Genomic DNA, 13648 nt, shown 5'->3' with positions numbered 1-13648 from the left:
ATTCTAAATCCTGATGAAAAAATGCTCCATGATCAATTGGATGATCGAGCTTCGACCTCATTAAATCCAACAGACTTCTCCAACTTAAGTCCTGATTGTGTATTTGATGCAATGCATGCACAGGGTTTTCATTGTGATGGACGACTGTTAGCTTTAAATAGCTATGAAAATCGTGTTTACCAGTTAGGTATGGACGACGCGCCACCGTTGGTGGTGAAGTTTTACCGTCCATTGCGCTGGAGTGACGCGCAAATTTGCGAGGAGCATCAATTTGTAAATCAACTTCATGCAGCTGAAATTCCAGTTGTGCCTGCACTCGTAGATACGAGTGGAAATAGTTTGCGGGAATTTGCCGGTTTTCGTTTTGCTGTATTTGTAAGACAAGGTGGACGTGCTCCTGAATTGGATCGTTCTGGAACCTTGGGGTGGATAGGGCGATTTTTGGGGCGTATTCATGCGATTGGTGCGCGCGAACCTTTCCAGTTTCGTCCAACGATCAATCCGCAGACTTGCGGTGATGCCTCGCTGGATTTTTTGTTGCGACATGATTTTATTCCCGCTGATATTTTGCATGCATATGAATCCACTGCTCGCACGATGTTGGCGGCGGTAAATGGTGCATATCAACAGGCAGGCAATGTGCAAAATCTACGCTTGCATGGCGATTGCCATATGGGAAATGTATTGTGGACTGAGGCGGGCGCACATCCTGGGCCGCATTTTGTTGATTTTGATGATAGTCGTATGGGACCCGCAATTCAGGATTTGTGGATGTTATTGTCAGGTTCGCGACGAGAAATGCAAGATCAATTATGCGATATCTTGACGGGGTACGAGGATTTTTATCACTTCAATTCGTCGGAGTTGCATTTGATTGAGGCATTGCGCAGCTTGCGATTGTTGCATTATTCCGCTTGGCTAGCGCAACGTTGGGGCGATCCCGCATTTAAGCAAGGTTTTCCTTGGTTTAATACGCAGCGCTATTGGCAAGATCGCATTTTGGAGATGCGTGAGCAAATTGCATTGTTGGACGAAGCGCCATTACGTGTTTGATAAATTTATGCGGATGGTATTGATGTGGCGTCTAAATACATACGCTTCGTTTACAATCACGCTATTCTGATTACTTTCCTTTTTATGTGATAGCTATGACACAAGATGAATTAAAACTAGCAGTTGCGCAAGCAGCGATTGCTTACGTCGTTGAAGGTGAAATCGTTGGTGTTGGTACTGGCTCTACTGCCAATTTTTTTATCGATGAGCTTGCAAAAATCAAACACAAAATTAAAGGTGCGGTAGCTTCTTCTGAAGCAACCGCAAGTCGTTTGCGTGCACATGGAATTACAGTATTTGACTTAAACGAAGTTAGTGCAATGCCAGTTTATATCGATGGCGCAGATGAAATTACAGCGAGTGGAGCAATGATTAAAGGTGGTGGCGCCGCTTTAACGCGTGAGAAGATCGTTGCGTCGGTCGCAAAATCCTTTGTTTGTATCGCAGATGGTTCTAAATTGGTGAATTTATTAGGTAAATTTCCCTTGCCAGTGGAAGTGATTCCTATGGCGCGCGAATCTGTTATACGCACTTTGAATGCAATCGGTGGTGAGGCTAAATTGCGCATGAAAGATGGCGCTGCATTGTTAACAGATAACGGAAATGTGATCGTCGATATTTATGGTTTGCAAATCGTAGATCCTATCGCTTTAGAAAAGCAGATCAATAACATTGTTGGCGTTGTCACTGTGGGATTATTCGCAGTTCAGGGCGCGAATGTTTGTTTGCTGGGTACATCTGAAGGTGTGAAGACTTTGCAGTTCTAGTGCACTTAATGAAGTTGGATCGATTGCAATGATCATCGTGATCGTAATGAAATTTAGTCGTCGTGGTAGTAATCAATTGAAAGTAACAAGATGGAAGATGCGCAAATTAAGGATGAAGTCGTAATCGCACAAACTAAGTTATGGCTGGAGAAAGCAGTTATCGGCTTAAATCTCTGCCCGTTTGCAAAAGGCGTGCATATTAAAGATCAAATTCGCTATTTCGTTAGTCATGCGACTACGCCAGAGGCTTTATTGAAAGATTTGGTAGCGGAGCTTGAAGTTTTGGCGGAAGCGAATCCAGAAAAAATCGATACATGCTTATTGATACATCCTTTTGTTATGCAAGATTTTCTTGACTATAACGATTTTCTTGAGGTGGCTGATGCGACTGTAGAAGAGTTGGATTTGGACGGTATATTGCAGGTGGCGAGTTTTCACCCGCAATATCAATTTGAAGATGCGGCGCCTGATGATATCGATAATTATACAAATCGATCACCATTTCCAACGCTGCATTTGCTACGCGAAGAAAGCATAGATAAAGCGGTTGAGGCGTTTCCAGAAGCCGAGCAAATTTACGATAAAAATATTCAGACCCTGCGCGCATTAGGGCATGAAGCTTGGAAAAAATTATTCATTTAATCGAAGCGCGTGACTTTGAAGCGGGCATGATGGGCGTGATTTTTCTTGCCAGATGTCCGTTTCGTTTGTGTTTTTATGCATTTCTTGCGCGAGCTTAAGTGCTGTAAACAGTCAGGTCAAATCTGATGTGCGCGCTAAGTTTCGACACTCGTCGATGTCTGCATCAATTTTTGCATCGTTCATGCACTGCAATTCTTTGCTTATATCGATATTTGTTTTAGTTATGTAAAAATTTCCTTTTTAAGCTTGAACTCTCCCGAGAATGAAAGTCTTTTATAGCTAAATTGAGGCCGTTTTGTCGATGTATTAAGCGGCTTTACTATCTTATTTTCGTCTAACTTCCTATAAAATCTAATAAAGCCCTTGGTGTGGCTTTATTTGGTGTCCTGTTTGGGCTGCTCATGTAAATTTTCATTTCTAGAAAAATGACAGAATGATTGTTTATTTTGATTGGGTTTTCTAAGAATTTTCTTCACTTCTGAATTTTTCGGTGCGATTCTCGCTTAAAAAATAGGCGATCGCGCCTTGTTATTTTGCAGAGCAACATGTAAAGTCATGCGTTCTTTTTCTCGCATTTATCCCTTTTTCGTCACTCTTCTTGAAATGTTATGGCTTTAATTGTCCACAAATATGGCGGTACTTCGATGGGGTCCACGGATCGCATCAAGAATGTCGCTAAGCGCGTCGCCAAATGGCATGATGCAGGTTACCAAATCGTCGTTGTACCGTCTGCTATGTCAGGCGAAACGAATCGAATCATCGGGTTAGCTAAAGAAATTATGGCAGACCCCAATCCCCGTGAACTCGATATGATTGCCTCAACTGGAGAGCAAGTATCTGTCGGATTGCTGGCGATTGCATTGCAAGCATTAGGTAAGCAGGCAGTTTCTTATGCCGGATGGCAAGTACCGATTAAGACCGATTCGTCTTATACAAAGGCGCGCATTGCTTCTATTGACGATGCGAAAGTGAATGCGGATTTAGCCGAAGGTAAAATTGTCATCATCACTGGTTTCCAAGGTGTTGATGAGCTAGGCAATATTACAACGTTGGGACGCGGTGGTTCGGACACTTCTGCAGTAGCAATCGCTGCTGCGTTAAAAGCACAAGAATGTCTCATTTATACCGATGTTGACGGCGTTTATACAACCGATCCTCGCGTCGTTTCAGATGCGCGTAAGTTAAACACGGTCACGTTTGAAGAAATGTTGGAAATGGCATCGTTGGGCTCCAAAGTGCTGCAGATCCGCTCTGTGGAGTTTGCTGGAAATTACCGTATGCCTACTCGCGTTTTGTCATCATTAACTGACCCATTAATGCCATTAGCCGAAGAGATCGTCTCCGGTACCCTGATTTCGTTTGAGGAAGATACAAATATGGAACAAGCCACTATTACTGGCATCGCATTTAATCGTGATGAAGCAAAATTGACTGTGTTTGGCGTACCAGATAAGCCAGGTATTGCCTTTCAAATTCTTGGTCCGATTGCTGATGCCAACATCGAAGTTGATATGATCATTCAAAATCAATCAGTCGACGGCAAAACAGATTTCACCTTTACGGTGCCACGTGGTGATTACAACAAAGCGATGGATGTATTAAACGCGAGTGTGAAAGAGCATATTGGCGCAGGAAATATTATTGGTGATTCCAAAGTATCCAAAGTATCTGTGGTGGGGGTTGGTATGCGTAGCCATGTTGGGATCGCATCTCAGATGTTCCGTACTTTGTCTGACGAAGGAATTAATATCCAAATGATTTCTACATCTGAAATCAAAATCTCAGTTTTGATTGATGAGAAATATATGGAGTTGGCAGTACGTGCTTTGCATAAGGCATTTGAGTTGGAAGCTGCGTAATTCGTCATTACGAGCGAGTTTTTCGTTGTGGGTAGTTGACCAAAGATGAAGTACCCGCTATGATCTCGTTCTCGCTTGTGATGCAATTTTGCATTGTGAGAGTGTGGAGACGTGGCCGAGTGGCCGAAGGCACTTCCCTGCTAAGGAAGCATCTGGGGTAACCTGGATCGTGAGTTCGAATCTCACCGTCTCCGCCAAAGAATTGGTGCCCGCTTAATGAAAGTTAAGCGGGCATTTTTCTTTTGTTGGTTTGCATTTGTTAGCTTGCAAAAATTGGCTTACAAAAAATTATTTTGCGTGTACGCTGTCTTTTTTCAGTAAATCTGTCTTGAAATTCATTTGGGCTTCGTCTATTGTGCAATGCACCAATAATAACAGGGAATTCAATTGGCTCACGATCACACCAAGAGCAGCTTGTCTGCGCTGACATTAGCTGCGATCGGTATCGTTTACGGCGATATCGGTACTAGTCCTTTATATACCATGCAAGAAGTGTTTGATCACAAGCATGGTTTGTCTTTAACCCCTGAAAACATATTAGGAATTGTGTCGCTGATTCTTTGGGGGCTAATTTTTATCGTCTCTTTAAAGTACGTAACGTTAGTCCTGCGTGCGAACAATCGTGGCGAAGGCGGGATAATGGCGCTGGCTGCACTGACTTTGGAGTCGGTTGGTAAGAACTCTAAAATGTATTTTCCTCTGGTGATTTTGGGGGTGATAGGGGCTTCATTATTTTATGGTGACGGCGTGGTGACACCGGCAATGACCGTGTTGTCGGCGATTGAGGGGATCAAAGTTGCGACTCCAGCGCTCAAGCCTTTTGTGGTGCCGATTACTTTAGTGATTTTGATCGCTTTGTATGCGGTTCAGTCTAGAGGCACGGCCACTATTGGCAAATTTTTTGGGCCAGTCATGGTGTTGTGGTTTGCGGTTTTGGCGGCAATGGGAATCTACAATATTTTGCGCGTGCCGGCGATTTTGGAAGCGTTTAATCCTATCCATGCACTCGAGTTTTTGTATTATCACCGTTGGGCTGCTTTCATTGCGCTGGGTGCTGTTGTACTTGCTTTTACTGGTTCCGAAGCCTTGTATGCTGACATGGGACATTTTGGTGCAAAACCGATACGTACCGCATGGTTCTTGATTGTGTTTCCTGCTTTGGGTTTGAATTATTTGGGGCAGGGCGCCTTGCTGATGATTGAGCCGACGGCTGTTTCTAATCCATTTTTTAATCAATTGGGTGATTGGAGTATCTATCCCCTGGTTGTGTTGTCGACGATGGCAGCGGTGATTGCATCGCAAGCGACGATTTCAGGCGCATTTTCTATGACCAAGCAGGCAATTTCGCTTGGATTCTTACCTCGTATGAAAATTATTCATACCTCATCGAAAGAGATTGGGCAGATCTATATTCCAGTTGTGAATTGGTTGCAATTGGCAGCAGTGGTTGGTGCGGTGATCGGCTTTGGGTCAGCTTCTAATTTGGCATCGGCATACGGTATTGCGAATACGGGCACGATGCTGGTGACTTCTATTTTGACCTTCTTCGTCATCCGCTATGGTTGGAAATATAACCTTGCGTTGTGTATCGCTTCGACTTCCTTTTTCTTATTGATTGATATTTCTTTGTTCTCGTCGAACGCGATGAAGTTCTTCAGTGGCGGTTGGTTCCCGATTGCGCTTGGTTTCGGCATTTGTGTAGTGATGTTGACATGGCGTCGTGGACGTTCGCTCGTGTTTGATAATTTGAAGAAGCATGCGATTCCGTTGGAAGAGTTTTTGGAGTCTTTGTTTATTTCTCCTCCGGTAAGAGTTGCTGGTACTGCCGTATTTCTTCGTGGTGAGGCTGATGGCGTGCCGCACGCCTTACTGCACAATCTTTCTCATAATAAGATTTTGCATGAACGGGTTGTTTTTATTACTTTGCACAATCGAGAAATCCCTTGGGTGCCTTTTTCAGAGCGAATCAAGGTGACTGACCTAAAAAATAACTGCTTTCAAGTTGATGTCTACTATGGGTTCAAAAATGAACCAGATATTCCAAATGCGTTGGCATTGTGCGCACCGTTTGGCTTAGAGTTTGAGCCATTGGAGACTTCTTACTTTATTTCTCGTCAGACTATTATTTCTAGTCCTGGAGGTGGGATGGCGATGTGGCGTGAAGGCTTGTTTGTGACGATGTCCAGAAACGCAAGGGATGCCGCAGATTATTATCAAATTCCGAGTAATCGCGTAATCGAAGTTGGTGCGCAAGTTGAAATTTAAAATGGCTGCGATCCTATCGATTAAGAGCTTTATTCGATGTGTATTTGTCAGTTCGAAATTAGACTTTAATTGATTTAGGTATGAATTATTGAACGGGACTTATAAAAACCAAATTGCTATGCTATAATCTTGTTCTTCGCGGCTGTAGCTCAGCTGGATAGAGTACTTGGCTACGAACCAAGGGGTCGTGGGTTCGATTCCTGCCAGCCGCACCAGATTTAAGGGGTTAGATGAAAATCTAACCCCTTTTTTCGTATCTAGCTCTAGTTCTGTGATTTGAGTTGCTTGATGGGATGCCAGAACATGCTGATGGCTTTCGCTAAGGATAAAAATCTAGTGTGTTTGTACTTGCTTGGATGAAATTCTTAGGCAAAACGCTTCATATTTGTATTTTGTTCTGCTATAATCTTGTTCTTCGCGGCTGTAGCTCAGCTGGATAGAGTACTTGGCTACGAACCAAGGGGTCGTGGGTTCGATTCCTGCCAGCCGCACCAGATTTGAGGGATTAGATGAAAATCTAATCCCTTTTTTCGTTTGGGCGATTAAAAAGCAGTGAGCACCTTCTTCATGCTGCATTGACTGCCTTGTTGTTTGCGGGTTGTTAGTTAATTTTCTTAATCAATTCTCTCAATTAATTCTCTTAGGCTCCAGTTTGCTGGAAGTGGGTAGTCGGAATTTTGAATTGTGCTCGGTGTTTGATCGAGTCCAAGTCGTTGCAGGCTATCATCCAAAGATGAGATGAGACGATTGACTAGATTGGCATCTGGAAGCATCGTCCCTAAGAACAGAAGTTTGCTTTCATACTGAATTAAGATTGTTGGGAAGTTCTCAATATCAAGCGCATCGACTAAGTCTGCGTGATCTTCAATATCTATCCATGCAAAGCACTTCTCTGGATGTGCATTCTGTAATAAATCAAATGCCTCGCGATAGGATTTGCAAGTTCCACACCACGCTGCACAAAGACAGGTAATCAACCATGGACTTTCTTTTAGTTTGCTTTGAATTGCGACCAAATCATCGCTGATATAAGTTTGAGTATTCATAGGCTTTATTTTAACCGATCAAAGTTTATGCTTGTATTGGGCGGCTTTAATCTGACGCAAATCCGGTGCTTCTAGCCGAAGTACGCGGTAAAATAGCGGAATGACGATCCTCTTAGCTCTCGAAACTTCAACTGATCTGGCTTCAGTTGCTTTAATTTCTGGTCAGCAAATTACGCAACGTGATTTGACTGGTGTTCAAACCCATTCTTTTGGCTTGCTGCCTGCTGTACAAGAATTATTGCAGCAGGCTGGAATTGGTATCAACCAATTGAACGCAATTGCTTTTGGTTGTGGTCCTGGCGCTTTCACGGGTGTACGCACCGCGTGCGGAGTTGTGCAAGGATTGGCCTTTGGTTTACAGCTTCCTGTGTTGCCGGTGGTTAGCCTGCTGGCGATGGCTGAGGCTGCAAGAATGCATCATCGCGTAGAGAATGTAGTTTGTTGTTTGGATGCGCGTATGTCCGAAGTTTATTGGGCACATTACCAATGGCATGATGGCGATTGGCGAGAGTTACATGCACCAGATTTAAATGTGTTAGAGCATGTGTTGGTCTATGCGAAAAATCATGCGACTAAGCTTGTGCTTGGGCATGGATTAGATTTGCCGAGTCATGCAAATGAATTGCCACATGTGACAGAAATGCCGCATGCAAAATACATTGCAAGTATTGCTGAGAGACATTTGCAATTAGGTTTGCAAGTCGATGCCTCGCAAGCACAACCACTTTATTTGAGAAATAAAGTGGCGTTAACTACGGCAGAACGTGTTTTGGCGAATGCGATATGAGTGGAAACATTCAGTCAATTGCAGAATTTGCCAAATACCAGTTTTGTGTTCTCGGTTTAGATGATTTGGATGAAGTTTTGGCGATTGAACAGGCGGTCTATACCCATCCATGGACTTATGGGAATTTTGTCGATACTTTGCAAAATGCGCACGAGGCATACGGGATTCGTGATGATCAGGGGGAGTTGGTCGCCTATTTCTTTTTAATGCCAGTGGTTGATGAATTTCATTTGCTGACCTTTGCTGTTCACGCGAAAAAACAAAAATTAGGGTACGCCTATATTTTGTTGAAGAAAATGTTGCAGATTGCGAGCGAGAAGCAGTTTGTTTCCATCATGCTCGAAGTTCGTGTGAGTAATCATCGAGCAATCTCGGTGTATCAGCGATTTGGATTTGAGGAAATCGGGCGTCGTAAGGGATATTACCCTGCACAAGATGGATTAAGAGAGGATGCAATCGTGATGCGTATTGCGGTTCCGACCAATAATAACTCTATTCAGAATGAATCATGATGAATGATCTTCGCAACTACTATCTACAAAATTTAGGTATCGGCGAGATTTGGCAGGAGCGATTCTTAGGCGCAGACACGAGCACCGAAGTGATCGTTGAAACGGTCACGCACACAGCAATTAATGCGGGTGTTCAGATAGCTGATGGCGGGTCTACAATTGCTGAAGAAATTCGTCATGAAAAACCTGATTCTTGGGAAATGCTGCAAGACGGCATTCGACAGTGTGAAGCATGTTCGCAGTGCGGACTGCTAGGAAAAACAACGCAGCTTCCTGCTGGTCGGGACGTTGGGGTTGAAGCGTTCGATGTACTGTTGGTTACTGAATTCGCTGCGCCAGCAGAAATTAATCTCTCTGAGAAATTGTTCGATAATATCGCCAGAGCGCTAAGCGATCAACGCGATATCCGCGTTCGTAGAACGTCAGTGCTGAAGGCAAGAGCACCGCATGAGGACTCCTCAAGATCGCAAATATCCTCGTCGGATATTGCATCATGCAAGCACTTCTTAGAGCAAGAGATTCGCCTAACACAAGCGCGCGCATTGTTGCTATTTGGTGAGACTGCTGCTTCAGCTTTACTGGCGCTTGATGATGCTCCTGAATTTGCTGGTTTGCGCAAGATGCAACACAGTTATCAAGATATTCCTGTTATTGTTACTTATAGTTCTGAGGCAATATTATTGAATCCGAAGTTAAAGTCGGAAGTATGGGCAGATCTCTGTAGACTCCGTAAAATTCTTTAAATGCTTGGCAGTGCGTATAGCTTGGTGCATTTTTATTGAAGTGTCACTTTCTAGGGTAGGGGCGAGCGATGAATACTTTTCAAGAACAATTTCATAGAGAATGGTGGCAGTTAAATGATCAACACGTGCGTGCCCTAGCTTGGTTGATTACCTCTCCTGATTTATTGGATAAAGATTCTGCGATCTGGTGGCGACAATTAGGCTCACTTGATGTGCCTGATTACAATCAATTGCGCAATTGGTTATTTCATCTTGACGCGCATCCAAGTCCTCTGCACGAGGCCTTGAAAATCCATCGATTCTTAAGGCTTGGACATTACGCCGAAAATTTGCTGACCTATTATTTTAGTCATGAAGGACTTTTGTATGCGCATGGTTTGCAAGTTCATAACGACAAAGCTGAAACCATAGGTGAATTCGACTACCTATTGTTTGCACAAGGTGGATTGCTACACCTAGAATTAGCGACAAAGTTTTATTTATTTCAGCAGCAACTGCCTAAGTCTTCTCATTTGCGACAAGCGTCGTCAACGAACTCTCCTCTTCAAGCAAGTCCAAGTGCGCCAAGCGTGTATGATTATTTAGGTCCCAATTTGAATGATAGTTTGGGAGCGAAGATGCAAAAAATCTTGCAACGGCAGTTAACTTTGTCGCAGCATGAGGCTGCCAGAAAACTAGTTCAATCTCGAATTATTGCAGCGCGGGCTTTGGTAAAAGGTTGGCTGTTTTATCGCAGTTCAGAACCTAAACGCGTCGTTTCTGGTGTGGCTGCAAATCACTGTTTAGGGTTTTGGTGGACTTTAGCTGAGTTTGAGCAACTTGCGATTCCCTATGCTTTGAAATTAGAACGTTTGCAATGGTTGGCGCCCGCACAAGTTTCGGCTGATGAGGTGATGGATAAAAGTATGATACTCGATACTTTACAACGTTATTTCCATACCGATTCAACACCAGTATTGGTGGCAATCATGAAAAAGAATGGTGATTTAATGCAGGAATTTTGTCGCGGCATGGTGGTGCCGAATGATTGGCCTGACAAAGCAGGCCAAATTCAGCGATAAGTTGTTTTTGCCTAGTGTTTTTCTTCGCCGATTAAAGCAATTGAATCAAATATTTTTTGATTCGCCTTATGTTTTAGCATCACCGCATACATGGTGGATGCAACAAATAAACCGAAGATGACGATCACGACATTGGTCGATAAATCTAAGGACACCATAATCGCGTAAATGGAAAGTAAAACGAGAATGGATAAGTTCTCATTAAAGTTTTGCACAGCGATTGAATGACCCGCACTCATTAATACGTGACCACGATGTTGAAGTAAAGCATTCATTGGCACCACAAAAAAGCCCGCTAAGCCGCCGATAAAAATGAGTAATGGATACGCAAGCCAAACGTTTTTGACGAAAATCATGGTGGTAACTACCAAGCCCATTAATACGCCCAGTGGCATAACGGACAGCGATTTCTTTAGCGGAACAATGCGTGCTGCAAACAGCGCACCAATTGCGATGCCGACTGCAAACACCCCTTGTAGTTCACTGCCTTTGTTCAGTGGCATATGCAAATTTACTTCTGCCCATTTCAATACCAAATACTGCAAAGTCGCGCCCGCACCCCAAAATAGCGTAGTGACGGCGAGTGAAATTTGCCCAAGCTTATCGCGCCATAGCTTGATTGAGCAGTGTGCGAAGTCTTTCAGTAGGCAAACTGGATTGGATTTTTGTTGCTGATATCTGGCGCCGGTATCGGGAATGTAGCGATTAAAAATCGCCGCGATAACATAGCAAATAGTGATAGCGCATAGCGCTGATTGGTTGGTTGTGGTAATTCCTACATCAACAATAGGAAAATCAAAGCTTAATAATTTGGCGGAAATTTGTGGGTCAACTAACTTACCGCCTAACACGACCCCAAGAATGATAGAGCTAATTGTTAGGCCTTCGATCCAACCATTTGCCGCGACTAATTTTTCCGCAGGCAGCAGTTCAGTTAGGATGCCGTACTTGGCTGGGGAGTAGGCCGCAGCGCCAAAGCCCACCACGCCATAAGCAATCACTGGGTGGACATTAAAGAACATTAAGCCACAGCCAATAATTTTAATTAAGTTGGTAAAAAACATCACTTTACCCTTAGGCCGCGAGTCAGCAAATGCACCAACGAAAGCGGCTAAGAGCACGTAAGACAGTGCAAAACTCCATTTCAGCAGTGGAGTCATCCATAACGGAGCCTCCATCGTAACTAGTAATGCAATCGCTGCGATCAGCAGAGCGTTATCTGCAAGCGACGAGAAAAACTGCGCCGCCATAATTGTATAAAAACCGCGTTTCATTCGTTCTGTTGACCTTTGCTTTTTTTAATTTGCTTTGTCTAGCAGGCATGCTTTATACCATGAAACAAGGCAGGATTTATTGAAATGCGACAATCAATCGATGTAATAAACCAGCAATACTGAGTAAAATATCAGTATTTTCTTTTACCACCATTGATCAACATTTCGCATCAAAAAATCTGCAATTCAAATGGCTAAACAAAAAACAAATTACACCTGTACAGAATGTGGTGGTGTGCAAAGTAAATGGGCTGGGCAGTGTCCTTCGTGCCAGCAATGGAATACCTTAGTCGAAACTTTGGTCGAGGATGGCGGCAATCGTTATTCGAATAAATATCAAGGTCTAGCGCAGGCTTCTCCAGTGTTGAATTTGGCTGATATCGAAGCGCAAGACATTCCTCGCTTTGGTACCGATATTGAAGAATTTGACCGAGTCTTGGGCGGTGGCTTGGTGCCTGGTGGCGTTGTACTGATTGGCGGAGACCCTGGTATCGGTAAGTCGACTTTGCTACTGCAAGCCTTATCGAATTTGAGCAAGTTCAAGAAAGTGCTTTATGTAAGCGGTGAAGAGTCTGGCGCTCAAATTGCCTTGCGTGCAAAGCGACTTGCTGTGGATGCAAAAAACCTATCTTTGCAGGCTGAGATTCAACTGGAAAAAGTGCTCAACACACTTGCTGAACATAAGCCGCAAGTGGTGGTAATCGACTCGATTCAAACCATGTATTCGGATGCCTTAAGTTCCGCGCCAGGTTCAGTGGCACAAGTGCGAGAATGCGCAGCGCAGCTAACTAGGCTCGCAAAGACCATGAACGTCACCATGATTTTGGTGGGGCATGTGACAAAAGAGGGGGCGTTGGCTGGACCTCGGGTGTTGGAGCATATCGTCGATACAGTGTTGTATTTTGAAGGTGATACGCATTCGAGTTTTCGCCTAGTTCGCGCGATAAAAAATCGTTTTGGCGCGGTGAATGAATTGGGCGTATTTGCAATGACCGAGCGTGGATTAAAAGGTGTTTCGAATCCGTCTGCTTTATTTTTATCGCAGCATGATGCTCAAGTTCCAGGTTCTTGTGTCATGGTCACACAAGAGGGCACGCGTCCGCTGCTTGTTGAAATTCAAGCGCTGGTTGATACCTCGCATGCACCCAATGCTAAGCGATTATCGGTTGGCCTAGAGCAAAATCGTTTGGCGATGCTGCTCGCTGTATTACACCGTCACGCCGGTGTCGCCGCGTTTGATCAAGATGTGTTTATTAATGCGGTTGGCGGTGTCAAAATTACTGAGCCGGCAGCAGATTTAGCGGTATTGTTGGCGATTAATTCCTCTATGCGAAATAAGCCATTGCCGCGAGGTTTAGTGGTGTTTGGAGAAGTTGGTTTAGCAGGTGAAATTCGTCCCGCGCCGCGCGGACAAGAGCGATTACGCGAGGCTGCGAAATTGGGTTTTTCGATTGCGATGATCCCGAAATCAAATGCTCCGAAACAGAAAATAGAAGGCTTGCAAATCATTGCGGTCGATCGCATTGATGAGGCCTTGAATAAAATCCGTGACGTTGATGGGCTGGTGGATTGATTCAGTGATTGATGTATTTTTGAGCCAAGAACAGCGCAAATAACAGCGTAAATCTTTGTGTGCAAT

General features: G+C 44.0%; 12 protein-coding genes and 3 tRNA genes. 13 read left to right on the top strand and 2 right to left on the bottom strand.

Annotated features, from left to right (window positions below; all coding sequences use genetic code 11):
- Window positions 1-21 precede the first annotated feature (21 nt).
- The 8 genes from IE103_RS02585 to IE103_RS02550 all read left to right on the top strand — a co-directional run bounded on the left by IE103_RS02585 (window position 22) and on the right by IE103_RS02550 (window position 7080).
- Window positions 22-1053 (top strand): serine/threonine protein kinase, encoded by a 1032-nt coding sequence (locus IE103_RS02585; protein WP_189345067.1) that lies wholly within the window; start codon window positions 22-24, stop codon window positions 1051-1053.
- Between the two features lie 95 nt (window positions 1054-1148).
- Window positions 1149-1820 (top strand): ribose-5-phosphate isomerase RpiA, encoded by a 672-nt coding sequence (gene rpiA / locus IE103_RS02580; protein WP_189344435.1) that lies wholly within the window; start codon window positions 1149-1151, stop codon window positions 1818-1820.
- A 90-nt stretch (window positions 1821-1910) separates the two neighbouring features.
- On the top strand, window positions 1911-2462 hold the full coding sequence (locus tag IE103_RS02575) for a DUF1415 domain-containing protein (RefSeq protein ID WP_189344434.1): 552 nt from the start codon (window positions 1911-1913) through the stop codon (window positions 2460-2462).
- Window positions 2463-3070: 608 nt separating this feature from the next.
- Window positions 3071-4321: an aspartate kinase gene (locus IE103_RS02570; protein WP_189344433.1), complete on the top strand. Its 1251-nt coding sequence runs from the start codon at window positions 3071-3073 to the stop codon at window positions 4319-4321.
- 105 nt (window positions 4322-4426) lie between these two features.
- Window positions 4427-4518, top strand: a tRNA-Ser gene (locus IE103_RS02565).
- 190 nt (window positions 4519-4708) lie between these two features.
- Window positions 4709-6586 (top strand): potassium transporter Kup, encoded by a 1878-nt coding sequence (locus IE103_RS02560; RefSeq protein WP_189344432.1) that lies wholly within the window; start codon window positions 4709-4711, stop codon window positions 6584-6586.
- Window positions 6587-6724: 138 nt separating this feature from the next.
- Window positions 6725-6801 (top strand) — tRNA-Arg (locus IE103_RS02555).
- A 202-nt stretch (window positions 6802-7003) separates the two neighbouring features.
- Window positions 7004-7080 (top strand) — tRNA-Arg (locus IE103_RS02550).
- A gap of 120 nt (window positions 7081-7200) precedes the next feature.
- On the opposite strand, the gene IE103_RS02545 is transcribed toward IE103_RS02550, so the two are convergent.
- Window positions 7201-7632, bottom strand: coding sequence for a thioredoxin family protein (locus IE103_RS02545; protein WP_189344431.1), 432 nt, complete (start codon window positions 7630-7632; stop codon window positions 7201-7203).
- A gap of 100 nt (window positions 7633-7732) precedes the next feature.
- Between IE103_RS02545 and tsaB the strand changes: the two genes are divergently transcribed.
- The 4 genes from tsaB to IE103_RS02525 all read left to right on the top strand — a co-directional run bounded on the left by tsaB (window position 7733) and on the right by IE103_RS02525 (window position 10735).
- The gene (tsaB, locus tag IE103_RS02540) at window positions 7733-8419 is read left to right on the top strand and encodes a tRNA (adenosine(37)-N6)-threonylcarbamoyltransferase complex dimerization subunit type 1 TsaB (protein WP_189344430.1); all 687 of its coding nucleotides are present in this window, start codon (window positions 7733-7735) and stop codon (window positions 8417-8419) included.
- Window positions 8416-8931 carry a ribosomal protein S18-alanine N-acetyltransferase gene (gene rimI, locus IE103_RS02535; RefSeq protein WP_189344429.1) on the top strand — a complete coding sequence of 172 codons (516 nt, stop codon included), beginning with the start codon at window positions 8416-8418 and terminating at the stop codon, window positions 8929-8931. The genes tsaB and rimI overlap by 4 nt, the downstream gene beginning before the upstream one ends.
- Complete coding sequence (locus IE103_RS02530) at window positions 8928-9674, top strand: uracil-DNA glycosylase family protein (protein WP_189344428.1); 747 nt, start codon at window positions 8928-8930, stop codon at window positions 9672-9674. Before rimI ends, IE103_RS02530 begins: the two co-directional genes overlap by 4 nt.
- Window positions 9675-9742: 68 nt before the next feature.
- The gene (locus tag IE103_RS02525; RefSeq protein ID WP_189344427.1) at window positions 9743-10735 is read left to right on the top strand and encodes a DUF1853 family protein; all 993 of its coding nucleotides are present in this window, start codon (window positions 9743-9745) and stop codon (window positions 10733-10735) included.
- A gap of 11 nt (window positions 10736-10746) precedes the next feature.
- Here the strand turns inward: IE103_RS02525 and lplT are convergent, their stop codons facing one another.
- The gene (gene lplT / locus IE103_RS02520; RefSeq protein WP_189344426.1) at window positions 10747-12009 is read right to left on the bottom strand and encodes a lysophospholipid transporter LplT; all 1263 of its coding nucleotides are present in this window, start codon (window positions 12007-12009) and stop codon (window positions 10747-10749) included.
- 190 nt (window positions 12010-12199) lie between these two features.
- Between lplT and radA the strand changes: the two genes are divergently transcribed.
- The gene (gene radA, locus IE103_RS02515) at window positions 12200-13582 is read left to right on the top strand and encodes a DNA repair protein RadA (protein ID WP_189344425.1); all 1383 of its coding nucleotides are present in this window, start codon (window positions 12200-12202) and stop codon (window positions 13580-13582) included.
- Window positions 13583-13648 lie beyond the last annotated feature (66 nt).

This window comes from Affinundibacterium macrobrachii (genome assembly GCF_014652415.1).
GTDB classification, from domain to species: Bacteria; Pseudomonadota; Gammaproteobacteria; order Burkholderiales; family Burkholderiaceae_D; genus Undibacterium; species Undibacterium macrobrachii.
The sequence above is the reverse complement of the archived record's forward strand: the minus strand, read 5'-3'. Positions and strand labels throughout refer to the sequence as shown.

Coding starts and splice junctions, on each gene's coding strand:
- IE103_RS02585 (WP_189345067.1), top strand. CDS start 22: ATGCTCCATGATCAATTGGATGATCGAGCTTCGACCTCATTAAATCCA.
- rpiA (WP_189344435.1), top strand. CDS start 1,149: ATGACACAAGATGAATTAAAACTAGCAGTTGCGCAAGCAGCGATTGCT.
- IE103_RS02575 (WP_189344434.1), top strand. CDS start 1,911: ATGGAAGATGCGCAAATTAAGGATGAAGTCGTAATCGCACAAACTAAG.
- IE103_RS02570 (WP_189344433.1), top strand. CDS start 3,071: ATGGCTTTAATTGTCCACAAATATGGCGGTACTTCGATGGGGTCCACG.
- IE103_RS02545 (WP_189344431.1), bottom strand. CDS start 7,632: ATGAATACTCAAACTTATATCAGCGATGATTTGGTCGCAATTCAAAGC.
- tsaB (WP_189344430.1), top strand. CDS start 7,733: ATGACGATCCTCTTAGCTCTCGAAACTTCAACTGATCTGGCTTCAGTT.
- rimI (WP_189344429.1), top strand. CDS start 8,416: ATGAGTGGAAACATTCAGTCAATTGCAGAATTTGCCAAATACCAGTTT.
- IE103_RS02530 (WP_189344428.1), top strand. CDS start 8,928: ATGATGAATGATCTTCGCAACTACTATCTACAAAATTTAGGTATCGGC.
- IE103_RS02525 (WP_189344427.1), top strand. CDS start 9,743: ATGAATACTTTTCAAGAACAATTTCATAGAGAATGGTGGCAGTTAAAT.
- lplT (WP_189344426.1), bottom strand. CDS start 12,009: ATGAAACGCGGTTTTTATACAATTATGGCGGCGCAGTTTTTCTCGTCG.
- radA (WP_189344425.1), top strand. CDS start 12,200: ATGGCTAAACAAAAAACAAATTACACCTGTACAGAATGTGGTGGTGTG.